Raw genomic sequence first — 25997 nt, forward strand, 5'->3', positions numbered from 1 at the left:
TGAATAAAAAAAATAAATTCTATGGGTAACATTTTTGATGTTTTGGTAACAAGCCAGAAATTAAAATAATTAATCTTAACAAACATTCTAAAACATTAAAATTATGAACATTCTAAAATCATTCAGAAAACCTTACTTTGCAATACTTCTTTCTACATTAATATTATTTGTGTCTTGTGAAAAATCAATTATAGATCCTAATGAAAGTACCACATTTCAAAGTGCCAAATCAAGTAAAATTGAAAATTCTTTTGATTATACGATATTCAAAACATTAAAACAGAACTCTGATATTACTAATATATTGGATACTTTATCAGACAAAGAGGTTGGTGATATGGGTACAGCAGAAAAAAGTGAAAATATATTGAAAATGGTTAATTCATACTATGATACTGATATTGTGTTCCCAAATGATTTTCATCAAATAACAGATTCTAGCCAAGAGCGTATATTAAACATATCTGAAAAAAAAGGCTGGATAAATCAAAATGATATAAACTTGATAAACCAGTTTAAAAAAGACATGCAGAATTCTGATTTTAATACAGCAATAGCAAATTATGAAAATACAGTTTTAAGGTTGAAGCTAAATAATGAAGAATTTGCCAAAAAGAATAATATTGCAAATGCCTTTAAAACAATAAACTATTATAATCCAGAAATATTTAGTAAAGTTGACTCCTGCTTCGGTGCTATAGTAACTCTTGTAGTGGCCACTTTTGGTCTTTTGTCTTGTGTCACTGTTGTTGCATGTGGATTCGCTATTGTAGGATATACATTCTCTTACATTAATTATCAAGAGCAATGTGTAAATTAATTTAGTTAAATTTCGAATTATTAAGGACTATCTCATAAAGTGTGTAAAAAAATAGTGGGGACATACCCCGCTATTTTTTTAACTTTAAATTTTTATATAATTACGAAGAAAGTGATTTTGTAGCACAATAAACTTTCCACATTTTAATTAATTACAATCCACATTTTAAATTGTCGGTAACAGTATGCGCTAATTTGCTACAATATACATTTGTACTATAATGTTTTACATTATGATGTTACTTTGCTTGGGTAAAGCAAAGTTTAACTAACGTATTTTTTTTTAAAATCTTTATCAAATGTTCCTTAAAAAGGTAATGGAATACTTTTTACACGACGACGTAGGAGGGAAGTGTAATGTGTGTGGAATGGGAATGCTTACAGAAGTATTGATTAGGAGTTCTCAATTTGGGAATATTTAATAAATATTGTACATTACACCAATAGTATGATTATTTAAACATTTGATTATGTCAACAATTAGAAAAACGATCACCTTTACAGAGAAACAAGATAAGTGGATAAAATCTCAAATTAAGGCAGGAGAGTTCACAAATGATAGTGAGTATCTTCGTGATTTAGTAAGGCGTGACCAAGCTAAAAAAGCAAAGTTTTCAGTACTTAAAGCCGCTATAACTGAGGGCATGGATAGCGGTATTAGTGATAAATCTGTTCCAGATATTATGAAAGAAGTCGAAGAACGTATGCGAACAGATGGGCGTTTATAAAGTATCAAGAAAGGCAGAGATGGATCTTGCCAAAATGTATGAATATGGCATTGAAACATTTGGATTAAAGCAAGCCAAAGGATACTTATTAGGAATGCATACGTTGTTTCAAATATTAGCCGATAATACTAATCTCGGGCGTGATGCATCAGAATTTATTCTATCATTAAAGCGATTTTCTTATAAATCTCATACTATTTTTTATTTGGCTACAGATATTGATATTTTAATTGTTCGTGTATTAAACCAAAGCATGGATTATGAAAAGAATTTATAGCGTATAACGCACATCCGAATACAATAAAACAATAATTTTTCAAGTTTAAAGTAATTTTATATAATGTGAATTATGAATTACATTTTTGTATCATAATGTACTTGCGTTATGTATTACCCTGAGCTATCACACTGAGCTTGTCGAAGTATTACCGAAGGGTCACTTTGCTTTGGTACGACATAATTTTAAAGATTGAGAATCTTTGAAATTGTGGGCGAGAAGGTGCGTTGGCTTTTTTACTACCTCCAAATTTTATTTAAAAGTTTTCTAACTAAATGTTCTTTTAAAAAAGTTAATGGAACACTTTTTATACGAAGCGACAATAGGAGCGTAGTGGGAATGTGTGTGGAATGGTATACAATATAAATCGTATTCAACTGTGATTATTTTGGTTTCTCTAAAAAAGAAGGCTTAGTAATTTTACAATATTGTACAAACGCTACTGAAATTAGACCAGTAATAAAGAACCCCATAAATAATGGCATAGCCGTAGTTTTAATAAAGCTACCTATAATTGCGGCAATAGGGACAGCAATAATTGTAGAAATGAAGCCACTTATAGCAGATCCAATACCCGCAATATGTCCTAAAGGTTCCATTGATAAAGCAGATAGATTACCGAATAAAAAACCAAAACTAAAAAATAATAAAACAAAGAAACTTAGTAATATATATACATTTGGATTAGTAGAATTATAGAATAGTAGTACATAAACCAAAGGAACTAAAGTAAAAAATATAGATGATAGTGCAACCATTTTTTTCATTCCAAACTTTACAACGTAACTACCATTTATAAATGTAGATACACCAACCGTTAATGCTATTGCAGCAAATAAATAAGGGAATTCATCTACCATACCATATTGTTCTCCAAATATTTTTTGGGCGGTAGATAAAAAAACTAAAAACGAACCTGTTACAAATCCAAGAATTAAGGTGTTAACTACAGCTTGTTTGTATTTGAAGAACTCTCTAATACCATTAGTAAATAGCTTTATGCTAAAAGTTACTTTATTTTCTGATTTTAATGTTTCTTTTTGCCTAATAGCAAACCATATTACCACTATTATCGAAGCAATAATTTGTATATAAAAAATAGATTTCCATCCCATTGAGTCTAATAAAAGCTTACCTAATGCAGGAGCAATTGCTGGAACTAAAATGAAAATAACAGTTACAAAAGACATTATTTTAGCCATATAATCTCCGTTAAAACTATCTCTAACTATTGCTACACTAATAGTTCTAGGTGCAGAAAGACCTACTCCTTGTAATATTCTACCTAATATCATTACCTCTAAACTTGGTGCTGTTGTACATATAAAACTTGCTATTATAAATATTGCAAATCCGAAGTATATTACTGGTTTTCTACCAAAACTATCTGATAATGGTCCTGATAATAATTGTCCTATTCCTAAACCCAAAAAAATCATTGTAACCAGTAATTGATTATTGTTTGTGTTTATGATACCTATAGTTTCACCAATTATTCCAAGAGCAGGTAATAATGCATCTATTGCCAGGGCTACTAATGACATTAGTGATGCCATTAATACGATAAACTCTAATTGTGATTTTTGTTGTTTTTCCATTATATTTTTATAAAAAAAATAATAGCTAGCCTTATGTAATACCAATAGGACTAGCTATTACATTATAGTAATTATTGAAAATATTTATTTGATGTTTAATTACCCACCGTGGATAATGTCATATCCCATTTTTTGTATATAAACAGGTAGGTCTTTGTAGTTCTTCCAGTCTTTATACTTTGGCAACTTTAAAGACTTCTTTAATCTGAATACCTCATTTAGTAGTTCATGACCATTATTTTTGTCCATTTTTTTTAATCTTGAAATTATTGCTTCATATAGGTCATCTAAGAAAGCTACAGTTTCTTTTAAATGAGTTATATCTGTCCTAGAAGAATGGGTGTTTATCGAGTGATTTAAGTTCCACGATAATATTGTTTTTAAAAGATATCTAGTACCAAGTAAATTAGTATGACTTAAAAAGATACCTTCATTAATTCCTTCATCAGTATACATATCGGAAGTTACTACTATACGTTCTTTAGGTAAATGAACAACTGCTATTGCAGCGCCATCTGCTGCACCTAAATATTTTAATTCTACTACCGTAGTTCCTAAATTAATAGTTAAATGCTTTTCGAATAAAATATCAATAGTATCTGGAAATAAATCTAATGGATCTAAACCGTCTAAATTTTTCACATTTTTTTGAGCAATGATTTCAGCATCTTTAAATACTTCTGTACCGCCTGTATGGTCGAAATGCTCATGAGTTAATACAATTTTTCCAACAGGTTTGTCAGTTAATTTTTCAATCTCTTTTTTTAAAATATTAGCTCTTACTGGATTTGCAGTATCTGTAATTAAAACTTCATTATCTCCTTCTACTACAAGGCTTGTATAGCCCATTAGACTAATGGCATGTACATTTTTGTCAAGGTTAAGTACTTTGGCTTGTTGAGCAGAAACGGTAAAATTTACCGTTCCTACTACAAAAGCTAATATTATTGATATTTTTTTATAAGGATTCATTTTCATGTTTTTAATTTCCGTGCCAAATTGTATATGACATGCGTTGTATATGACCAGGTAAATTTTCTTCGTATCCTCTCCAATGAGAAAATTCTGGAAGTTTGATTTCCTTCATTAACTCTTCAGTAGTTCGGCCTTCTTTCAAGCCTTTTAGAGTAGCACTATAAAGCGCTTCAACAAATTGCAAATCTTCATCAAACAATTCAGGAGAAGAAGTTGGTGTATGACCTGATACCACAATATCAAAATCTAGTTCTCTTTTGATTCGTTTCATAGTTTGCAAAATTCCACCATAATTATGAGCAATTAATCTATATGGTTCATTTACATAACGTGGTAAGTGAAAGTCTACAGCAAATAATATTTTCTCTTTTGGAAAGTGGAAAATTGTCATGGCGTCACCATCATTTGGACCATAATATAATAGATCCAAAGTAGAACCATTGTCAAGGTTTATGGTCATATTATCTTTATAAGTAATATCTGGTATAATCGCTTCTCCATAAGGGTCTCTGCTTATTAATTCAACAGCTTTTTCTTGACTGATAAATTTTGCTCCTTCATCTTTAAAGATTGCCCCACCTCTTGTATGGTCATAGTGATCATGAGAGTAAATTACTTTCGTAACTGGTTTGTCTGTTAGTCTTTTAATTTCGTTACGCATCATTGCAGCACGTTCTTTGCTTGCAGGGTCGGTTACAATAACCCCTTCATCGGTTATAATGATTAAGCTATTGTACATGAATTGAAAATATTGATAAATATTATCTGATAATTTAGTTACTTGCACTTCGGTAGGATTGAAACCAAGTCCATCTCCTTTACTATGACGATCTTCTTTCTTTGCTGTTTCTTCTACCTTTTTGTTATCTGTTTTCGTAGAAAATTCTTCTTTTGTTTGTCCTTTACAAGAAGACATTATTACAAATAATGCCATGATTGCTAATATTGATATTTTTTTCATTTTTACCAGATTTTGTTTTTAGATGTATACTACACCGTACTTTTCTTCAATTAATTTTAAATCTTTTTTATCTGAATGACTTTGTTTTGAGGTTTCTTCAAAGTAGTCTTCAGCCCAATCACCAGGGAAAATGTAGCTTACTAATTTTGCAGTTGTATCACCTTCATTTTTCATATAGTGAGAAGTACCTCGTGGACAATGCACAGAATCACCAGATTTTAAATCAAACCAAGCATCTCCAATTTTTGCTTTTAGGTTGCCTTCCATTACATGAAATGTTTGATCTTCCCATTTGTGATAATGATCAGGTATAAAGCCTCCAGGTTGAATTACGCCATCACTAATAACATATTCAGAATTTGTTTGCTCTTTGCCTACAATAACTCCTGTATATTCCTTTTCAGCCATCCAAAATTTTTTACTTTCTGAATAGTGTTTGATGACAATTTCCTTGTTAGTATGCTCTTCTTTTTTCTCCATGATTGTTAAGAGTTTTTACTTTTAGATTAATCTGAGTACAAAATTACTATGTTAACATGTGGTAATTACAATCATTTTTTAGGTAAAAATGATACTTTTTCACTATTTTGGTTTTATGGAAGTATATAATGATATAAATAGTTATTATCCGAGTGATTTAAAATCTCCAAAAACATTGTATGAAGATTTTAAAATCATGAAGTTAGAGAGCATCATAAACTCAATGAATAAGAAAGAACTTGAAAAATATAAAAAGCCACATAGAAGATCTTTTTTTGAATTTTCTATTGGAAAAAAAGAATCAAACTCTCCTCAAGTAATAATAGGGGCAAATGAATTTGTTGGTGTAGATAATAATTTAATGTTTACGACTATGGGACAAGTGTTTTCTATAGATTTTAACGATAAACTGAAAGCTGAGGAAAATGAAGGCTATATTGTTGCTTTTAAACCATCTTTTATGATTAAAGAACGAGGAGATTTTGAAATTATGAACAGATTTCGATTTTTTAATTCCTATACTTTTCCTCATTATATACTAACCTCTACACAAATGGATATAACAAATAACCTAACTCAAAACATGTATAAAGAATACGTGAATGATGAAAAATATGCCAGAGAAATAATAATGGGATATTTAGATGTACTTCTACATAGTTTTAATCGTATTTTGAGTTTGAGTCCAGATACAATTGCTTTTACCTCTTATGATAGGATAGCTGCTCATTTTGAACAAGAGATATTCAAAGATGGAATTGAATTAGTATCAATAGCTGATTACGCATTAAGATTAAATATTAGCCCAAACTATTTATCTGAATCTGTAAAAAAATCAACAGGTAAAAATGCAAGACAAGTTTTATTAGATCATAAATTAATTATAGCAAAAAGTTTGCTTCAACAACGTAAAAGGAGTATAGCTGAAATAGCTTTTGAAATGGGGTTTTCTGAACCTACTAACTTTACTAAATTCTTTAAACAAATGGCTGGACTAACGCCAAATAAGTTTAGATTTAATTTAAACTCGACCTCATAAAACTTTGGTTAAAACACGAGATATAATGATTGCTCCAGTTGAGGAATTAGTATAGCTGCGAGATGATGCGGCTGGATAATGATAGTATTATTGATTAAACAAAACGTTGTAAATCCCCAACACGTCAGCTCGCTCACAAAATCAAAAGTCTAGTAGACTTTTGATTTTGTGCCGTCTAAAATATAGCGTAACGAACCGTTAATTGTTTCCAAAATTATATACAACCTTGAATTTTTGTTTCTTTTGTTTCAAGAAAAAAAGAAAAAGTACTTTAGCTGGAAACTAATGATATGAAGAGACTTCCTTTTCTTGTATTTGTAATTATTTCCTTTTGTTCTTATTCGCAAACCTTTGTTGATGATATTGATAAGGTAGCTATAGTGGTAATTGATTATTGCGTAGATGAGAATGGAAAACAATATGATATAAAAATTAACCCAAAAAAAAGCACTTATAAACATGAAGGTTGGAAACAAGGCTGTCTAGAACATTTTAAAAAGAGCGAGTTAATTCACCCAATGAAGATGACAAACGAATGCTGGCAATCTGTTTATTACTTTGTGAATTCAGAATATAAAACCTACCAACTTCCAGAGGAAGATCGTTCAAAGTGTAAAGTTTTTCATCGGGGCAAGTTTAAATATGAAAACCCTGCTTATAGCGAAACAATAATGAAAAGAAGAAAGAATCGACAAATAGAAAAAGGGGGTTTAGGTGGGAGACAGGTTTATAATATTAAGTGGATTGATGATCACAAATATGAGCTAGAAACTATAAAATTGCCTTTAGAAAAAGATAAGCACAAAGAAGGTAATCTTATTTCTGTTGAGATTATAGAAGTTTTAGATGATAGAACGTATTTATACAAAGCTCAAATTACAAATAAGGAAGATACAAATGTTGTTTTTGGATTAATAACTAAATTATGATTCTATTTTACATAATGGCAACTGCGAAGCACATCATGAACTCATCTAAAAAAATATTAACCTTGTGAGTAAATTATAGCTACAAATGTGAGCAGAATGTTTAAACAGTTTATTTTTTGTTTTTATGATGACCCCAGTAGCTACGATTACTATGAAATAGAATTATCCTAGGATATTTTACATAGTATTACATTATAGCTACGAATGTGGCAGGCGTGTCGCAAATTGGCTTTTACATAATTGCTGACGATATAAAACACCTAACGGTGTCGTTATATCTGCAATTATGTAAAATACTACGTATCCGCCCAATTTGCTACAATATACATTTGTACTATAATGTACTTGCGTTATGTAACTTTGCTTTGGTAAAAGCAAAGTTTATTTCCTCTACAGTTTATTTTAAAAGTTTTCTAACGAAAAATCTATTAAAAAAAGGTAATGGAACACTTATTACCCGTTCGACGGTAGGAGAGTAGGGGAATGTGTGTGGAATGGGAATAGACAATTATATTTTTATCTTTGCAATAACTCCATAGATCCTATTTTTTAATATAATTATATCTTGCATAAAGTTGTCTGATTTGAGTACTTCTTTAGTTTCATCAGATTCCTTATCAATTGATATTATTTTATTATCCTCTAAACAGATTATAATCTTTTCATTATGATAAACAATTGATCGAATAATATCGTTATGAGCTTTTATTTTATGTACTTTATATAAATGTATAAGTAAAAGGAACTATTACTTATTTATATTTGCCGTTTGTAAAGATTAAAATATATTAATGAAGAAAACGTACTTACTAATTCCTATATACTTATTATGTAATTTAATATATTCTCAATGCCCTCCTGCAGGAGATATATATTTAAATAATCAAGCAGATATAGATGCATTCGTTCAAAACTATAGTACTTGTGAGGTTATCAATGGGAATGTATGGATAGGTGGTAATGCAACAGATGTTTCAGGAATTTCGAAAATAAAAAGAATTGAAGGCTCGCTAAGATTTAGCTATGCTGATGTTTCTGATGTATCCAATTTTGCTTCATTAGAATATGTTGGTGGTAATTTTCAAATTGATCAAAGCCATAACATTTTATCTATTGAGGGAATTAATAATTTGCATACAGTTATGGGGGATTTTTTAATCACACAAAATTATAGTAACCTTAAAACCATTAAAGGTTTTACTTCTTTAAGACATGTGGGAGGGAATTTTCAAATAAGTGAAAATTATAATCTTGAATCAATTTCAGTATTTGAAAACTTAGCTAATATTGAAGGATGGTTTTTAATTAGGCGTGCCTCGATAGTAACTTTGAATGGATTTAATAATTTGATTAAAATTGGAACTACCTATAATGTATCACACACTAAAGGAAACCTAAATATCGAAAATAATCGAATGTTGGAAGAAATTAACGGATTCAATTCATTACAAGAGGTAGTAAGAAATGTTGAAATTTCGAATAATCAAAGCTTGATTAGAATTATTGGGTTTAAAGATCTTAAAAAAATCAACTACATTTTTTCGATAGACCGTAATCAGGTATTGACAGAAATACCTTCATTTGACAGCTTAACTACTATAGGAAGTGGTTTATCAATAAAACATACAGGTTTAACAAATATAAATGGCTTCAATAATCTTCAGATTATTGGCGATATTAATCCCTCTTGGGGGAATCTATTTTTTGATAGTAATAATAAGCTGACATCAATAAATGGTTTTAGTATTTTAACCAAGCTTGAAGGAGGTTTAAGTATTACTAGTCACCCAAAACTTGAAAATTTAGACGGATTGTTAAGCTTAATCAATATTAGAAGTATAAATATTGTTGCCAATGATAAATTATCAAATTTAAATGGTTTGAGTAATTTAATGAGTGTTGGAATAACTGGATCTACAGCTATTTCTGTTAGAAGAAACCCTTCTTTAACCGATTGTTCTGCATTGTGCGATTTGTTAACTTATGGTACAGTTATAGGGACTATCTATTTTGGGAATAATCCATCAAAGTGTAGTAGTGAAAGGGAAGTTAGAGATGAATGTATTCCTGATTTTGATAAAGATGGTATTTTAGATGACGATGATTTAGATGATGATAATGATGGAATCCTTGATACAGTAGAACAAAATGGTGATCCAAATAGAGATTCTGATATAGATAGTCATCCTGATCATCAAGATTTGGATAGTGATAATGATGGATGTTTTGATGTTATTGAGTGTGGATTTACTGATGGTGATCAAAATGGAACACTTGGGCAATTACCAGATACAGTGGATACTAATGGGCTAATTATAGGAGAACCTGATGGTTATACTGCACCACTTGATGATAATTTAGACAGTGTTTTTGATTTTCAACAAAACAATCTTTTAAATTCTGGAGAAAATGGAGCTTTAGAAATTTGTATAAATAGTGGTTCTGTTAATTTATTCGATAGATTAAATGACTCTCCAGATACAGGAGGAGTTTGGACTCCAAGTTTATCTAGTGGAACGGGAGTTTTAAACCCTTCAATAGATTTAGCAGGAGTATACACATATACAGTTACTAATGGAGTATGTGGTATAGATAGTTCCGAAGTTAATGTTACAATTAATAGATTACCAAATGCAGGTATAGATGGTATTTTAGAGATTTGTAAAAGTGATAGTTCTGTTAATTTATTCGATAGATTAAATGGCTCTCCAGATACAGGAGGAGTTTGGACTCCAAGTTTATCTAGTGGAACGGGAGTTTTAAACCCCTCAATAGATTTGGCGGGAATTTATATTTATACAGTTACCAATGGAGCCTGTGGAATAGATACTTCGCAAGTAAATGTCATCGTAAATGAATCTCCAAATGCAGGAGAAGATAGAATTTTAGAGATTTGTGTAAATAATAACTCAGTTAACTTATTTGATAATTTAAATGGAGTACCTGATCCTGGAGGTGTGTGGACTCCAAGTTTATCTAGTGGAACAGGGGTATTTGATCCTTTATTAGATGTTGATGGAGTTTATACCTATACAGTTACCAGTAGAATATGTGGTACAGATTCATCCAAAGTTACTATTATAATTAATGTATTGCCAAATGCGGGTGAGGATGGTAGTTTAGAACTTTGTATAGATAGCAACTCAGTTAATTTATTCGATAGATTAAATGGCTCTCCCGATACAGGAGGAGTTTGGACTCCAAGTTTGTCTAGTGGAACAGGAATATTTGATCCTTTAGTAGATGTTGCGGGGGTTTATACTTATACTGTTACTAATGGAGCTTGTGAAATAGATACTTCAAAAGTTAATGTTAAAGTGAATGAAATACCAAATGCAGGTGAAGATATTAGTATAAACGTTTGTATAAATAGTAACTCAATTAATTTGTTTGATAATTTAAATGGAACTCCCGATACAGGAGGAGTTTGGACTCCAAGTTTATCTAGTGGAACAGGAATATTTAATCCTCTATTAGATACTGCTGGAATTTATACTTATACAATTGACAATCGAGTATGTGGGACAGATACTTCACAAGTTAATGTTAGTATAATAGAAGTAGAACCCATAACCGATTATAATATCAATATAGTTGAGCTTAATGATAATAATTCGGTAGAAATTACCATTAATTCTAACTTAAATTATGAATATTCTATAGACGGAATTAATTATCAAACTAGTAATATATTCCGTTATTTAAAAGGAGGTGATTATACAGTATACGTTCGGGAAGTAAATGGTTGTGGAATTCTCGAAGAAATAATTTCTGTTCTAGGTTATCCAAAATATTTTACTCCAAATGGAGATTCAATTCATGATTATTGGCAAATTAAGGGTATAAAATTATATCCTAATTCGATTATACGTATTTATGATAGATATGGAAAATTATTGAAGGAAATTGATTCAAATAGTATTGGTTGGGATGGAATTTATAATGGAAGACTTATGCCTTCAACTGAATATTGGTTTTCAATAAATATAGATAATAAATTATACAATGGGCATTTTTCCCTTATAAGATGAATGAAAAACTTTAAGTATATTTTTATGTAAAATAGAACTTAAAATTTTAAAACGGCTGCATGAAACTTTGTTTCCAAAGTAAGGATTAATCAAAGCTCTACATATAGTAGGTAGGAAATTGTGTGTAAAAATAAATGCCATAACAGGCATTTAAATTTTTATAAAACAATCGAGCGCATGGTAGCCCAGCCGCAACAGCTCGCTAATACTTCTAAAGATTCTCAATCTTCAGAAGTATCCCGTACATAACGGTAAATTATAGCTACAAATATGAGCAGGATGTTTCAATATTAGTTTTTTTAGAATTATGATGACCCCAGTAACTACGATTATAATGAAATAGAATTATCCTGGGATATTTTACACGAGTTTTAAGAATTGATCATAAAATCAATTCTTAAAATCTGCGGGTTGATGTGGCTGGGAACATTATAGCTACTAATAATAAACTGGCGTGCGTAAAACGGCTGTTACATAGATGCAGATATAGACCTAAAGGCGCTATATCTGCATCTATGTAAAATAGAACCGAAAAAGTTCTATTCGCCGTTTTACTCATATAGTATATTTGTACTATAATGTACTTGCGTTATGTCACTTTGCTTTGGGAAAAGCAAAGTTTATTACTTCTACAGTTTATTTTAAAAGTTTTCTAACGAAAAGTTTCTTTAAAAATGTAATGGAATACTCTTTTTGCTGAAAGGGTAGAGGCGTGGAGGCAAAATGTGTATGGAATGGGATTATATATCTAAATGTTATCAATTGTAATCCGAAGATTCGTGAGCTTTGTTGCTCTGATGCTATCACAAATATTTGAGACTTGTAAGTATCAAAATTTAACTTTGGCAACCTATAAGGATCAATTTTTTCATAGAAAAAACTAAACCACTATAGACTTTTGAGTCCGTAGTGGTTTAGTTTCATAATTAAATTTATTTTTTGAGTTATTGAAATTTGTTTTAATTTATTTTTTTGCAAGTTAATGGGGCAGTAGCTCCAACAGTATGTTGTCTAATAGAAGAATTATAACGACCTCCTCCTTGGTATTTTCTTATAAAACCAAAGTTTCTATAACCGCAGCCTTCATCGCTCTTGTATAAAACATCACCTTCAATATATTTACCTTCAATGTTTCCGTATTTATCTTTTAATATTGTCCAATCTAAAGTGATTATTGCACGTCTAAAATCAACATCGGACCAATTGTTCTTTGACCCCCATAGTTTAACTTGCATTAACATTTCATTTTCAATATTTGTATCTTTACGTACAGCAGAAGGCAATTTCTTTTCTTCTAAAACTTTATTTGCTTTGGCTTTAGACAGCGCCAATAAACTTTCAGTTCCAGATGTAGCGTCATAATTAAAATACCCTGAAATAATTTCTTGATTTTGTTTCATTTCACCATCTGTTAATGAAACTCTAATACGATGTTTTTTACTTTGTAAACGTTCGCCCATTCGTTTAAGTAAAAAATCACTTACACCTTTATCTTTAACCGTAGATTCTAAGGAGGCTGGAATTAATTGAAATACGACATAGTTTTTTTCTAAATCATCTTTATATATTGTTTTTACAGTACATTGGTTTACTATCTCATTTTCTTTTGGCAACCTGTCTTTATCATTTTTATCAACACCAACAGTAATCCAATAATGTGTTTTTCCGTAGGCATCGTAAAAAGAATTTGTTAGTCTTTTAAAGTAGGAGAAGAAATTTGGGCTATAGCTTATTTGCCAAGCACTTTCAATTCTAATGAATACTTTAAAAGAGTTTTTAATTAACCCCTTATCTTCTTTTCCAATGACAGGTTCTTCAGAAAAAAATACTATTTTCCCTACATTATTTTTATGAAATTCTGAAGTTGGGTGTCTTAAAAAATATTCTTTAGGTTTAGATTTTTGTTTGGTATTATTTAATTGAGAAAAGACATTGCTTTTTATCCCTAATTTTTTCTTTGCTTCTTGTAACTCTTTTTTTGAAGTAGCAAGAGCAACAGTATAATTAATTAAGTTATTTTTATCAAGCTCTAAAAGCGTTAAGACGTCTTTTTTACTTGTTAGAATAAACCCTCCTTTTGTTGATTCATAGCTCCCTTTATTTTTAGCCAATGGATTAAAAATATAGTTATAGTTACCTCTGTTTGTTTGAAAGTCTGCTTTAATAGTATTATCATCTCTAAGAACGAGGTTGATAGCGCTAATAGCTTGACTTGAAGTGTAATATTTTCCTGTTTGAAAACTTTGAGCAACTAACTGTTGTGTAAATACAAGTAGTAGTAGTAGTGTATAAATAGTATTTTTCATTTTCTTAATTCTATGTTTTTTTGTCGTTTATGAAGGTGTAAAAATATTTTAAGTAAATAGTTTAGAATTCACCCAATAAGGGTGAATTTTAAAAAATGCTCATTTAATTAAAAATGAGCATACATAAACGTAAGTTTAGAGAGTTACAACTTTATAAAATGGGGGCTTGTTTAAGAATCCCCCTTGATTTTTTTCCCTAAATGTTCTTATTCTAAATTAATAGAACGCTTTTTTATTCGACGCGTAGGAGTGAAGCAGGAAAGTGTAAGAGACAAAATAAATTACTATGGTTTAAAAATATTTGTACCCTATACTCAAGTGTACAAAAAGTAAAGTTCTGTTTTTATGGTGTCATTATAGCTACAGTTGGATAACGCATTTGCGCAAATTACTTTTTACATAATTACTAGCGTTATACAGCTAAAGCTCTAGAACTGTAATTTAATGACCCAAGTAGCTAAGATCACTATGAAATGGAATTATCTTGGGATATTTTACATAGTATTACATTATAGCTACGAATATTAATGAAACCTAGGTCGTAAAACGGCTGTTACATAAATGCTAACGATATAGACCTAAAGGCACTATATCTGCATCTATGTAAAATTAGCACAGTAAAAAGTTCTATTCGCCGTTTTACTTATATATTATATTTGTACTATAATGTACCGCGTTATGTCACTTTGCTTGGGTAAAGCAAAGTTTTTATAGTTCTACAGTTTATTTAAAAGTTTTCTAACGAAAAGTTCCTTTAAAAAGGTAATGGAACACTTATTATACGAGCCGACGGAAGGAGGAGAGTGTAATGTGTGTGGAATGGGTATATTTCTCTATTATTTTATTATGAAATGTTAATATGATTGTTAAAAATTCATAGAAATGACTGTTTTTGCTACTGAATCAAGTGTTAACTTTATAACTCGTCATAATTACCCCTCTCTAATTATTATTTAAAATCTGTCAAATGAATATTTGACAAAAATCTTTTGTTATAGAAATCAAGAATATATGACCGAAAATACATTTCCAAAATTTTTATCTAGCAAACCAACTGGAGAAGATAAGTTTGCTGGAGGTTCACATAAAAAAACAGCCAAAATAATATCAGAAACGATTAGAAAAGAGTCTTTAGAAAAGAGAGTTATTGGTTTAGAAGGTGAATGGGGCTCAGGAAAGTCTAATGTTATAAAGATTATTCAAGATGAATTAGGTAAGGAATACTATACATTTATTTTTGACTCTTGGGGTAATCAAGAAGATTTAACACGTAAATCCTTTTTGGAACAACTAATAAGTCAACTATTTAAAAATAATTTTTTAAAAGATAGCAAAAAGTGGTTAAAATTAGAAAATCAATTACTATGGCTCAGAAATACAATAAATATGCATTTTGATTTTGAATCACTAGTATTACAATGTCGTGAAGAAAGGGTGTTGATAGATCTTTCTCATCAAATTTCTTTATTTCATGGGCAAATTGGTTCCGGTAAGTCATCTCTAGTAAGATTGATTGATTATGCTCTGGGAGGTAACCTGGAATACACACCAGCTATTCGTCAAGAGTTGGTTTCTTGCACCTTAAATCTAAGAATTGGTGATAATGAAGCAATCTTGGAAAGAAATATAGAATCTGGTACTAACATCAGAGTTACGTGGTCTGATTCCGAGAATAAAGGTGCAACTATTCTTGCACCAATAGTTAAATCTAATGAAGCTATTTGGAATGAAAATATTTTCAATTTAAGCGACCTATTATTCTATCTTTTAGGTATGGATTACCCTATGGCTCGCAAAAGCAAATTACAAGAATCTACAAGTATGGTCAGGGTAAGTTTCCGTGAGTTTATGTGGTATTGTTATCTTGATCAGGATCATTTAGATTCATCTTTTTTTAGATTAGAAGATACATTTAAAAGAAATAAGTCAAAAGATGTATTGCGTTATGTTGTTGGATATCATTCGGATGAATTAAGCAAACTTGAATCAGAACTTTATAACACAAAAGATCAAATTAACAATACAGTCAGTAATATTAGTAACTTGAAGAAATTACTTGAAAAATTTGATTTTGATTCTGCTGAAGATATAGAAGCTAAAATCCTGAGAACAAATGAAAATTTAGTTGAGTGGAAAATAAAAAGAGAAAAATCTGAGAAAAATTATAAAAATGAAACCCATGTTGTAGATAATTTAAGAGAAAACGCTAGGAAAAATATTTCCCTATTGGACCAAGGTATTAGTGCATTGAATAATTTAAAAACTAGAGTTTCTGAACAAACTTCTTTAAAAAATGAGTTGTTAAGTTCTAAATTCAAATTAGCTAGATCTATTTCGATAGCAAGTGTTTTAGATAATGTAAAGTTTGATTTATGTCCCTCCTGTGGTTCAAACATCTCAAAAAGAAAAGTTGAAATTGATCAGTGTTATCTTTGTCATTCAGATTTGAAAGAAACATCAAATAAAAATTTAACTGTTGATAATCTTAGGCTTGATATAGATTCTCGAATTGAAGAATTAGAGAATTCGATCCTAATTCATAATAAAGAATTAGAAAGGCAAAAAAAGCTAATTTTTAAGTTAGAAAACTACAAGAATGTTATAGATAGTAGAATTGATCAGGAGTTAAAAAATTATGACTCACGATTCTTGAGTAACTTTAGAGAAATTGATAGAAAAATAGCCACTTTGGAAGAGCGTCTAAAGGGATTAAGTAGAATAAAAAAAATACCAGAAGAAATAGATTTATTAGAATCTAATTTAGTAGGGTTTAGGAAGAAGGAAGCGAAAATAAAAGAAAAAATAGATAAGGAAAAGCAGAAGTTCAGTAAAGCGAAAAAGATAATTAAAAAACTTGAAAAACAATTTCTAGAAACCTTAATTGATATTGGTTTTCCCGGAGTTACAAAAAAGGATAAGGTAGAAATCAATAAAAGTTCGTGGAATGTTTATGTATTACCGGAAGGAAGGGAGAATAGAAAATGGAATTTTGAAAACGCTGGTAGTGGAGGTAAAAAAACATTGTTCAATGTAGCTTATCTGTTAAGTATTCATATTGTAGCTTCCAATAATAATTTGCCCTTACCTAACTTTGTCATTATTGACACTCCAATGAAAAATATTGGTGAAGATGTAAATGAAGATATTTTTGATAAATTTTATAACTTACTTTACAGATTATCTATTGATGAATTAATAAATACAAAATTCATAATAGTAGATAAAGATTTTATATTACCAAAGTTTGAAGTTGATCTATATGAAAGATTTATGACTCCTGATGATCCAAATCATCCACCACTTATACCATATTATAAAGGAGCATAATATAATAGTTCTATTAAATGTTATTTTATAAAACAACTAAAAAGAACGGATAATAGAACAATTTGTAGTAAATAGAGTACGTTTTTCAGATGGCTGGTTAAAACGCGCAGTGATTGGAACGAGGTTTTAGTTAAAATTGTAAATTAAGGTAAAGAACTAATATTGTAGAAAAAAGCACACATGGTTCGTTCGAATTTTAAGTTTGCTTTATATGGAACCCTCAGTAAACAATCATTCATAAGTAATGTAGCAGCACTTTTGCATATCTTCTGAGTCCCAAATTCAACAACTCCATGGGGGTTTTCAATATCGATATACTCTGGATCTTTTGGAGTATTTTCACCTCCAGGATAAACCTTAAAAAGCCTTAAAACACCATCCATTTCCCATAAACCATCAGAATTATGTTTGTTTTTTTCGGTTACGGATACACCTATTTTAGCAAGGTTTAGAGAATTTTCGTTAAACATTTTATCTGGAAAAGCGAAGTTTTCAGTTTCGTGAAGAGCCATATATAAATTTCCGTCTATTATTAGTTTTTTTATATTTCTCCACCATAGTATGTCACCCAATTCGAAATTGTCTTTGTAGTGCGTACTATACTGACATAAAAGGTTAACTACATAATCCTTACCACTTCTGTACAACTTTTTAAACTCTTCACAATCTTGAAATTGTATAAACTTCTGTTGATCTGATAATGATTGATATTCGTTGTAAGCTATTTCTATTAGCATAGGAGCTCCTAGAGTTCTATCTAAACCTTTAAAATACATATTGCTATTTTATTTGTTAAACCTATCAATAATTAATATAAGCAATAATTTTTTCACTGAAATTTCTGATCTAAACTTCTAACCTAATAAATAAAACAAAATTATATTAAAACGTACATTTTACAGAACGCTTATGTTTTGTATTTAAGTATAGGCTTGTATAGAAAGGGATCCTCATTTTTATATTAATCATTTCCGCTAACCATCTCTATGACAATATGAATATTCTTATAGATCAAGCATTCAAAAGGGCAGAGGTGAGCAAAGCAACTTTTTATAGGGTAGAGAAGGGGTTGGTATAAAATATACCAGCTAATACATTTTTATATAGACCGTCAAAAAATGATAATTAAATTATCAAAACAACTGATATTTGTTGCAATACTCAATAATCTCAGCGATAGATTTTATATCTAGTTTGTAATATTTTTTTCTATATATACTTCGGTGTAAATTACTCTTTGGCGTTTGTTATATTCAATTTAGTAAATATCATAAATAATAACGATTAATCACTGTTAATAATTGGTGATAATTCCCCGAAAACTCAATTCCATAAGCCTTTCTAATTAAGTATATTTAGTTTCGAATATATACACAAAATTATGAGTAAAAGAAGTGCTGAAAACACAATAGCTGGTTACTATTATCAATTTGATAAAACTATCTTAGAAATATTAAATCAAGAAACTCCAACTGCAGTAGTTAGAATTGAAGGAATAGAAGACATTGATATTGAAAATATTGAAGGAAATACAACATATATTCAATGTAAGTATCATTCAAAAACAAGGTATGTTCCTTCTCAGATAAAAGAACCTATACAACTACTTTTGAGAGAGTATAAAAAAGCAATTGATGCTGGAAAAACAGATTTAAAGTTTGTTCTTTATGCACATTTCAAAGAAAATCAGGAAGCATTAGCTAAAAAATTAGAAGGAAGTAAATTAAAAATTTCAGAATTAAATTTTTTGAAGACTGATATTTTAAGTGGAAAAAAAGAAGGTAAAGAATACTTTGTTTATGATGAATTAGGGCTTAATAATGAAGCATTAACTAATTTTATTCAATCCTTGGAAATTGATATTAATGCTGGAGATATTGATCAACAAGGAAAAGAAGTTATAAACCAAATAAAAACTAACTTTAATAATTGTAATAATAGAGAAGCTGAATATTATTACAACAACGCTTTAAAAATAATTTTCAAATTAGCTACTAAAGATTCTTTAGATGACAGACAGATATCTAAGGAAAATTTTATAAGAGCAATTGACAATAAAAAATTCCTTTTTAATAAATGGTATGCACATCTAAAAGGAAAAAAACAATACCTAGAATATGTAAAATGGAAATTAAAAAAAGAAAGGGCATTATCATCAAACAAGTATAAATTTTTATTTGTCGGTAGTGAGTTTTTGTCTAATGAAGAAGGCGTTAGTTTTGAAGTTTTAACCCAAAATATTATCGATGAATATTTTCAAGTAGGTAAGTCTTATTCCACCAAAAGTAAGGTTTGGACTATTGTTTTAGATTGTGATGATGATGAGTTTTCTAAATACAAATCAAGGTTATACGAAAAAGGAATTGTTCCTTGGGGAAAAAGTCATTCAGCTGGATTTGATATTAGATTGTTTAATCAAGACCCAGTTATAAATACTAATAAGAATGATACTATTTCTAAAACTTCATTTGCCGTTAAACTAATAACTTTTAGTGATTTTGAAGCGAATCAAAACTCCATAAGAAATATTGATTCAGCTTTATTTTTCTCCAGTATTGATTATAAAGAATATTTTGGTGAAAACATTTCATTTAAGTTATCAGTAATTGAATCAGATAATAATTTAAGAACTTTAAATGATGTCAACCAAATATTTGAAGAAGCTGTATCTGGAAATGATTATTTAAGAATAATAGGTATTCAACCTAATACTATTTCGGTTGAAGTGACTAAACCAAATACATTTAAGGAAAAAAATGAAACTTTCTCTCTAGGAAGTTTTGTTAAAATTACTGATGATAACAATAATGCTATTATCGGGATGCTTCAGAGTTACAAAATAAAAGATATTAATGATGCTGAAAATGAAACTATAGAAAGGAAAGAACCTTCTTTTATTTTAGATATTCAACCAATGGGATATTTAAAGGATAATGAATTTAAAAGAGGAGGACAAGAAATAACAATACCTCCAAATGATGTTTCAATTGCAGATTCAGCTCTTTTGAAAGATATTTTCTCTAGAAATACAACTACATCAAACGAATCAACATTTAGCTTTGGGACTCTTTCTTATGATGATGAAGTCGATATAATTTTAGATGGAAATAATTTTTTTAATAAACACATTGCCCTTGTAGGTTCCTCAGGGTCAGGAAAATCTTGTACAGTAGCACAAATTTTACATTCTGGGATAGAACAGACAAAAGAGCAAAAACAAGCTGATCAAAAAAACAATGCTAGAGTCGTAATCTTCGATTTACACGGAGAGTATAAAGATGCATTTCCTGAATGCAATTATTTATCCGTTGATAAATTAAAATTACCTTATTGGCTGTTAAATGGAGGTGAATTATCGGATTTGTTTGTTGATAGTGGTGAGAGTAATCATCATAATCAATATCATCAGTTAAAAAATGCAATAGTACTAAATAAAATCAGACATAATCCAAATAAGAAAATAGATTTTGATACACCTGCATATTTTAGTTTGAATGAAGTTATAAACTATATTAAGAATATAAATGATTTAACAGTATACAATAAAGATGGTAATACTTATTTTGCCGTACTCCCTGCTACAGAATTGATAGAATATGATGAAGATAAACTTTGGGAAAGAATAAACTTTGAAAATTCAACGGGTAACTCAAAACACACAGATTTTGAAGTAAAAGTTTCTAAGTTTGGTGGTTTTAATGGTGAATTTGATAGATTTATTTCAAGATTAGAATCTAGACAATTAGATAATAGATTAGATTTTATTATAAAAAAAGGAGAAGAAAACACAACTGATGAACTTTCAAAAATTATTAAACAATTTCTTGGTTTTAAAGAAGATAATACCAGTTCAAATGTAACAGTAATTGATTTAAGTGGAATCTCATTTGATGTATTAAGTGTAGCTGTTTCTCTGATTAGTAGATTGATGTTTAACTTTATGTACTATGCAAAAAAAATTCATCCTACTCAGGATATCGAAAATCCATTATTATTAGTTTACGAAGAGGCTCACAATTATGTACCAAAGCTTAGTGATGTAAAATATAGAGGAGTAAAAGAATCTATAGAAAGAATAGCAAAAGAAGGTAGAAAATATGGAGTATCTGCAATGATAGTTAGTCAAAGACCATCTGAAATCTCTGAAACAATTTTTTCACAATGTAATTCATTCGTAGTAATGAGATTAACCAATCCAACAGACCAAAACTATATTAAAAAATTGATGCCAGATTCTGTTAGTTCTATTTCAGAAAATTTATCTGGATTAGAAAGTAGAGAAGCCCTTGTATTAGGCTCTTCTATTCCTATGCCAACTATAATTAAAGTTAATGAATTAGCAGAATATAAAAAACCTAAATCAACGGATGTTGATTTTATGGATAAATGGAAAGAAAATTGGAATGAATTAAATATGATTTCTAGCATAATAGATGAAATGGTTATTCCTGAAATCATATAAATTTTAAATATGAAATGGTATTTAGTATATAATGAGTTTGCAAATTTATTAAATGAATTTGGGTTAAATAATAATTCCCCAGGAGAAACTCTTTTTAACATATTAGTTGAGGATTCGGAGTTTATCTCGGAAAACAATTGGATAAATAACCATCGTGCTAATCTTTCACAAAATAGTATTGATCCAATACATGTTTTTTCAAGTTTTAATGGAAGTAAACAAAGTGGTAGCTCTAGAATTAAACGAATAAATATTTTATTCAGAATTCTGACTTCAAAAAATGAGACGATAAAAAATAATACTGATAAAACTACAAGCCAATCCAAAATTTATGAAAATATAGATTTTTCTGGCTGTCCATCTCCATTTAATGTAAAAATGCTTTCGGTAAGAGATATTGATTCACAAAAAGAGATTTGGGAAAACTTTCTTTCAATTCATAATTTAAAACAAAAGGGGGTAACCCAAAATGTTTTTGATCAATTAAAAAAATGGTATGGTATAGATATTATATCATATACTCAATTTTTATTTTGGATTGATTCAAGTAATTTTCTACCACTAGATAAAAATACTGTAAGTTTTCTTCTAGTATCTAAAAAAATTGAAACTAGAACTCTTAATTTTTTAGAGTATAAGAATCTATTAACAGAAACAAATACTGGTATTTATAGAGAATTAGCAGTTTTAGCATATGATTTTATTGGTGAAAACAGGAGGGATTTTAAGTATTCAAAAAAATTAAACAGATATCTAAATGATGAGAAGTTAAAGGATTTTAGTAATCAGGGGTTTAAAATTATAGCAATAGAACCTATTGAAGGTTATAATGAAGCGTATTTAAACATTTTAAGTAATAATACTATTTATTATTTAGAGAATGTATATAAAATAGACAACAATAAAGTATTATATAATAATTCAGAAAACAGCATTTCGTTATATGAACAAAAAACCAGAAATAACAACATCTTAAAAATTAATGTTTCAGCGATCGTAGGCAAGAATGGATCAGGAAAGAGTAGTTTAATTGAGTTGTTTTTTAGAGTCATTAATAATTTGGCTTTTCTTAATAAAAATATACTTAAAACAGAGGATCTTATATTTGAAGAAGGTTTAGGTGTGAAGTTATATTATATTATTTTAGGAAAATTTCTATGTTTAGAAATAATAGATAAGTCTATCATACTGTATGATTACGATTACGTCGAACAAGAATATATAAAAAAAGAAAAAAGTCGAAAATTTAAGGTAAATGATTTTTATGATTTCTTTTATTCCATTGTGGTGAATTATTCCCATTATTCCTTGAATAGTAAAATTGTTGGTCCATGGATAGAAAAATTATTTCATAAAAATGATGCTTATCAAACTCCTTTGGTTATAAATCCAATGAGAACATCTGGAAACATTGATATTAATACAGAAAATGATTTAGTAAAATCAAGATTATTGGCCAATTTATTTTCACCCATTGAAGATGATGACATAGGAATAAGACAAATAACTGAAAATCAAGAAGCATTTGAAGTTGTTTTTACAATGAATTATGATAAAAATCTTCAATTTTATAGAGATATAGAAAACGAAACAGGATATGAACCTGAAGATATTTCTGAAAGTATTAAACCTACTTTAGAGTTTCTTTTTAAAAAATTTGATTTTACAAGAAATGATTATTCGACTGGTTCAATAGAAGATAAAACCGAGAAGTATATTTTTAGAAAAATGGTTAAAATAGCTGATCTATATCGTCCTTATAAGGATAAGAATTATGTGGACTATAGTGATGGAATTCCAAAATTTAGAGATGAATTATTAGAAGAATATATATACAAAATAAAACGTGATAAAAGTCATATAACATATAAATTAAAGCAAGCTATTAATTATTTAAAATTCTATAACCTCATTGAGAAAAAAGAAAAATTCACTTTAGAACTTAATAGTCTTTATGATAATATTCAGAAGGAAAATTATCATCTAAATAAACCTGAAATTAACGAAATTGATATTATAGAATTATTACCACCATCATTTTTTAATGCTGAAATAAAGTTAAGAGATAAAAGAGGAAAGCCTTCGGATTTTGAAAAATTAAGTTCTGGAGAGAAACAACAAATTCATTCGATAAGCTCAATTTTATATCATATTCAAAATATAGATTCCGTAAATTCCCATAATAAAGAATTAATTGATTACAGAAATATAAATCTGATATTAGATGAAATAGAATTATATTATCATCCGGAATTACAAAGAAAATACCTTTCGTATTTATTAAAAATGATAGGTAAGTTGTCTTTAAATAAAATTGAAGCCTTCAATATTTGTCTTGTTACGCATTCACCCTTCATTTTATCTGATATACCATCTTCTAATATATTGAGGTTAGATAATGGTAAAACTAAAACTATTGAACAACAAACCTTTGGTGCTAATGTTCACGATTTATTAGCAAACGATTTTTTCTTAAAAAAGGGATTTATGGGTGAATTTGCAAAAGAGAAGATTAAAGATATCATTGAATTAATGAAGGATGTTCAGGAAAAAAAATATGAAAAGAATAAGTTTGATGAGATTAAGGTAAAATGTAAGAATATAATTGATATTGTTGGTGAACCAATATTATATCTGAGTTTGATTGATTTATATTCCCAGACGTTTAAAGAATCTAGAAATGAATTCATTAATGACCAAATAAAAAAACTAGAAAAGTTAAGGGATGATAGCAATACATGAAAATAAAGTAAAAGCTGTACAAGCTATATTTTCAAAAGACATAAAAAATCAAAGAGAAAAAGCAATTGAAAAATTGAATGTTTTAAATAATAAGATAATTGATATTTCTGATAAAGCCTATTTAGAAAGTGTTATTTTACTATTTGAAGAAAATACTGATATTCTAATTTGGGATTCGGATAAAATAAATAGAAGTAAAGATATATTAGGTAATGTGCCAATGATAACTAAAGTTTATAGAAATCGTATCTCCAAACAAGTAAAGAGTCCTATAAAAAATGCTATATTAACAGCATTAGGTTATAAACTTCTTAGGAGTTCTTTTTATCCTAAATATTTTAAAGAAGTGGGTATTAAATCTTGTGTATATTGTAATTCACAATTATCAATTACGGCCGTCAAATCTAAAAATGTTTATTCTGCAAAATTTGATGTAGATCATTACCACTCTAAAGATGATTATCCATTTTTAAGTATTAATTTATTTAATTTGTATCCTGCTTGTTCATCTTGTAATAGAGCAAAGAGTAATGATGTAATAGAATTTGAATTATATACAAAAGATGAAAGCAAGACAGTAAAATCAAATTATAACTTCAAATTAAGTCCTTATGCTAAATCTAAATATTTAACTACAAGAGAATCAAAAGATATAGATTTTACTTTTAATGAACCTAATTATAATCTTGTTGGAGCAAAAAAGTTTAATGATGTATTTCACATTAAAGGCATATATGAAACTCAAGATGATTTAATCGAAGAATTAATCATTAAAAGTCAGATATATAATAAATCTTATTTGAAAACTTTGAAGTCAAATTTCACGAAATTAAATTTACATCCAGAATTGTTTAAAAGAACGCTAGTTGGTAATTACACTGAAGATAAGGATATACATAAAAGACCAATGAGCAAATTGGTAATGGATATAGCGAAAGACCTCAATTTAATTTAGAATAAAGAAATACATCATTAAATAATAACAGTTTCATAATTTCTTTTTCTATTTTACATAATATAAAGCCTGACAATTGCGAATTTGAAAAAATGTGGAGGATGGTAAAGAATATGGGCTAATTTTTGACTTATATTAATCGATTGTAAAGAATATTTGATTTATGAGAATTACGGATTTCTTGAAAAAACTTAGAAAAGTATTTTTCACAGATTTTTATAATGCTAAACTAGAAATACGACCAATTTTCACAAGTATTTCACGAAATTTTTCGCAAAACAGATTCTCGTAGACACTATGAAAACTAGAAAAGTGCTTTTGGAACCAGAGAAAAGTTCTATATTTTAAATAATTATAATCCACATTTT

Annotated in this window: 17 protein-coding genes; 11 read left to right on the top strand and 6 right to left on the bottom strand. The window is 28.8% G+C overall.

Features of this window, described 5'->3' with window-relative positions; translation table 11 throughout:
* Positions 1-103: 103 nt before the first annotated feature.
* The 4 genes from DG435_RS01625 (at position 104) to DG435_RS01635 (ending at position 1824) form a co-directional block, all read left to right on the top strand.
* Positions 104-820 (top strand): hypothetical protein, encoded by a 717-nt coding sequence (locus DG435_RS01625; RefSeq protein ID WP_106794212.1) that lies wholly within the window; start codon positions 104-106, stop codon positions 818-820.
* A 298-nt stretch (positions 821-1118) separates the two neighbouring features.
* Positions 1119-1241 carry a hypothetical protein gene (locus tag DG435_RS26005; protein ID WP_255409747.1) on the top strand — a complete coding sequence of 41 codons (123 nt, stop codon included), beginning with the start codon at positions 1119-1121 and terminating at the stop codon, positions 1239-1241.
* Positions 1242-1289: 48 nt separating this feature from the next.
* Positions 1290-1547 carry a type II toxin-antitoxin system ParD family antitoxin gene (locus DG435_RS01630; protein ID WP_106794211.1) on the top strand — a complete coding sequence of 86 codons (258 nt, stop codon included), beginning with the start codon at positions 1290-1292 and terminating at the stop codon, positions 1545-1547.
* The gene (locus tag DG435_RS01635; protein ID WP_106794210.1) at positions 1534-1824 is read left to right on the top strand and encodes a type II toxin-antitoxin system RelE/ParE family toxin; all 291 of its coding nucleotides are present in this window, start codon (positions 1534-1536) and stop codon (positions 1822-1824) included. The genes DG435_RS01630 and DG435_RS01635 overlap by 14 nt, the downstream gene beginning before the upstream one ends.
* Positions 1825-2207: 383 nt before the next feature.
* Here the strand turns inward: DG435_RS01635 and DG435_RS01640 are convergent, their stop codons facing one another.
* The 4 genes from DG435_RS01640 to DG435_RS01655 all read right to left on the bottom strand — a co-directional run bounded on the left by DG435_RS01640 (position 2208) and on the right by DG435_RS01655 (position 5838).
* Positions 2208-3422 carry a multidrug effflux MFS transporter gene (locus DG435_RS01640; RefSeq protein WP_106794209.1) on the bottom strand — a complete coding sequence of 405 codons (1215 nt, stop codon included), beginning with the start codon at positions 3420-3422 and terminating at the stop codon, positions 2208-2210.
* Positions 3423-3521: 99 nt separating this feature from the next.
* Entirely contained in the window at positions 3522-4394 is an 873-nt protein-coding gene (locus DG435_RS01645; protein WP_199852724.1) for an MBL fold metallo-hydrolase, read from the bottom strand.
* Between the two features lie 10 nt (positions 4395-4404).
* Complete coding sequence (locus tag DG435_RS01650) at positions 4405-5358, bottom strand: MBL fold metallo-hydrolase (protein ID WP_234420901.1); 954 nt, start codon at positions 5356-5358, stop codon at positions 4405-4407.
* Positions 5359-5376: 18 nt separating this feature from the next.
* Complete coding sequence (locus tag DG435_RS01655) at positions 5377-5838, bottom strand: cupin domain-containing protein (protein WP_106794206.1); 462 nt, start codon at positions 5836-5838, stop codon at positions 5377-5379.
* Positions 5839-5953: 115 nt separating this feature from the next.
* On the opposite strand from DG435_RS01655, the gene DG435_RS01660 reads away from it, so the two are divergent.
* The 3 genes from DG435_RS01660 to DG435_RS01670 all read left to right on the top strand — a co-directional run bounded on the left by DG435_RS01660 (position 5954) and on the right by DG435_RS01670 (position 11837).
* A complete protein-coding gene (locus tag DG435_RS01660) occupies positions 5954-6877 on the top strand; it encodes an AraC family transcriptional regulator (RefSeq protein WP_159025713.1) in 924 nt (307 codons plus the stop codon).
* Between the two features lie 290 nt (positions 6878-7167).
* Positions 7168-7806 (top strand): hypothetical protein, encoded by a 639-nt coding sequence (locus DG435_RS01665; RefSeq protein ID WP_106794204.1) that lies wholly within the window; start codon positions 7168-7170, stop codon positions 7804-7806.
* A gap of 791 nt (positions 7807-8597) precedes the next feature.
* Positions 8598-11837 (top strand): T9SS type B sorting domain-containing protein, encoded by a 3240-nt coding sequence (locus DG435_RS01670; protein WP_106794203.1) that lies wholly within the window; start codon positions 8598-8600, stop codon positions 11835-11837.
* Positions 11838-12796: 959 nt separating this feature from the next.
* Here DG435_RS01670 and DG435_RS01675 read toward each other — a convergent pair.
* Positions 12797-14143: a hypothetical protein gene (locus tag DG435_RS01675; RefSeq protein WP_108840550.1), complete on the bottom strand. Its 1347-nt coding sequence runs from the start codon at positions 14141-14143 to the stop codon at positions 12797-12799.
* 1011 nt (positions 14144-15154) lie between these two features.
* Here DG435_RS01675 and DG435_RS01680 point away from each other — a divergent pair.
* Entirely contained in the window at positions 15155-17470 is a 2316-nt protein-coding gene (locus DG435_RS01680) for an AAA family ATPase (protein WP_106795131.1), read from the top strand.
* Positions 17471-17613: 143 nt separating this feature from the next.
* Here DG435_RS01680 and DG435_RS01685 read toward each other — a convergent pair whose 3' ends face one another.
* Complete coding sequence (locus tag DG435_RS01685; protein WP_106795130.1) at positions 17614-18246, bottom strand: hypothetical protein; 633 nt, start codon at positions 18244-18246, stop codon at positions 17614-17616.
* 605 nt (positions 18247-18851) lie between these two features.
* Between DG435_RS01685 and DG435_RS01690 the strand changes: the two genes are divergently transcribed.
* Genes DG435_RS01690 through DG435_RS01700 form a run of 3 tightly spaced genes read left to right on the top strand, consistent with a single transcriptional unit; the run spans position 18852 to position 25629 of the window.
* The gene (locus DG435_RS01690; protein ID WP_108840551.1) at positions 18852-21932 is read left to right on the top strand and encodes an ATP-binding protein; all 3081 of its coding nucleotides are present in this window, start codon (positions 18852-18854) and stop codon (positions 21930-21932) included.
* Between the two features lie 9 nt (positions 21933-21941).
* On the top strand, positions 21942-24674 hold the full coding sequence (locus tag DG435_RS01695) for a hypothetical protein (RefSeq protein ID WP_106795147.1): 2733 nt from the start codon (positions 21942-21944) through the stop codon (positions 24672-24674).
* The gene (locus DG435_RS01700) at positions 24658-25629 is read left to right on the top strand and encodes an HNH endonuclease (RefSeq protein WP_106795148.1); all 972 of its coding nucleotides are present in this window, start codon (positions 24658-24660) and stop codon (positions 25627-25629) included. Before DG435_RS01695 ends, DG435_RS01700 begins: the two co-directional genes overlap by 17 nt.
* Positions 25630-25997 lie beyond the last annotated feature (368 nt).

This window comes from Aquimarina sp. Aq78 (assembly GCF_900299525.1).
Classification (GTDB): Bacteria; Bacteroidota; Bacteroidia; order Flavobacteriales; family Flavobacteriaceae; genus Aquimarina.

What these genes read in the sequence shown, in the direction of transcription:
- DG435_RS01655 (WP_106794206.1), bottom strand. Translation starts at nt 5,838, where the DNA reads ATGGAGAAAAAAGAAGAGCATACTAACAAGGAAATTGTCATCAAACAC.
- DG435_RS01660 (WP_159025713.1), top strand. Translation starts at nt 5,954, where the DNA reads ATGGAAGTATATAATGATATAAATAGTTATTATCCGAGTGATTTAAAA.
- DG435_RS01635 (WP_106794210.1), top strand. Translation starts at nt 1,534, where the DNA reads ATGGGCGTTTATAAAGTATCAAGAAAGGCAGAGATGGATCTTGCCAAA.
- DG435_RS01670 (WP_106794203.1), top strand. Translation starts at nt 8,598, where the DNA reads ATGAAGAAAACGTACTTACTAATTCCTATATACTTATTATGTAATTTA.
- DG435_RS01700 (WP_106795148.1), top strand. Translation starts at nt 24,658, where the DNA reads ATGATAGCAATACATGAAAATAAAGTAAAAGCTGTACAAGCTATATTT.
- DG435_RS01675 (WP_108840550.1), bottom strand. Translation starts at nt 14,143, where the DNA reads ATGAAAAATACTATTTATACACTACTACTACTACTTGTATTTACACAA.
- DG435_RS01680 (WP_106795131.1), top strand. Translation starts at nt 15,155, where the DNA reads ATGACCGAAAATACATTTCCAAAATTTTTATCTAGCAAACCAACTGGA.
- DG435_RS01685 (WP_106795130.1), bottom strand. Translation starts at nt 18,246, where the DNA reads ATGTATTTTAAAGGTTTAGATAGAACTCTAGGAGCTCCTATGCTAATA.
- DG435_RS01625 (WP_106794212.1), top strand. Translation starts at nt 104, where the DNA reads ATGAACATTCTAAAATCATTCAGAAAACCTTACTTTGCAATACTTCTT.
- DG435_RS01645 (WP_199852724.1), bottom strand. Translation starts at nt 4,394, where the DNA reads ATGAATCCTTATAAAAAAATATCAATAATATTAGCTTTTGTAGTAGGA.
- DG435_RS01650 (WP_234420901.1), bottom strand. Translation starts at nt 5,358, where the DNA reads ATGAAAAAAATATCAATATTAGCAATCATGGCATTATTTGTAATAATG.
- DG435_RS01695 (WP_106795147.1), top strand. Translation starts at nt 21,942, where the DNA reads ATGAAATGGTATTTAGTATATAATGAGTTTGCAAATTTATTAAATGAA.
- DG435_RS01640 (WP_106794209.1), bottom strand. Translation starts at nt 3,422, where the DNA reads ATGGAAAAACAACAAAAATCACAATTAGAGTTTATCGTATTAATGGCA.
- DG435_RS26005 (WP_255409747.1), top strand. Translation starts at nt 1,119, where the DNA reads ATGTTCCTTAAAAAGGTAATGGAATACTTTTTACACGACGACGTAGGA.
- DG435_RS01690 (WP_108840551.1), top strand. Translation starts at nt 18,852, where the DNA reads ATGAGTAAAAGAAGTGCTGAAAACACAATAGCTGGTTACTATTATCAA.
- DG435_RS01665 (WP_106794204.1), top strand. Translation starts at nt 7,168, where the DNA reads ATGAAGAGACTTCCTTTTCTTGTATTTGTAATTATTTCCTTTTGTTCT.
- DG435_RS01630 (WP_106794211.1), top strand. Translation starts at nt 1,290, where the DNA reads ATGTCAACAATTAGAAAAACGATCACCTTTACAGAGAAACAAGATAAG.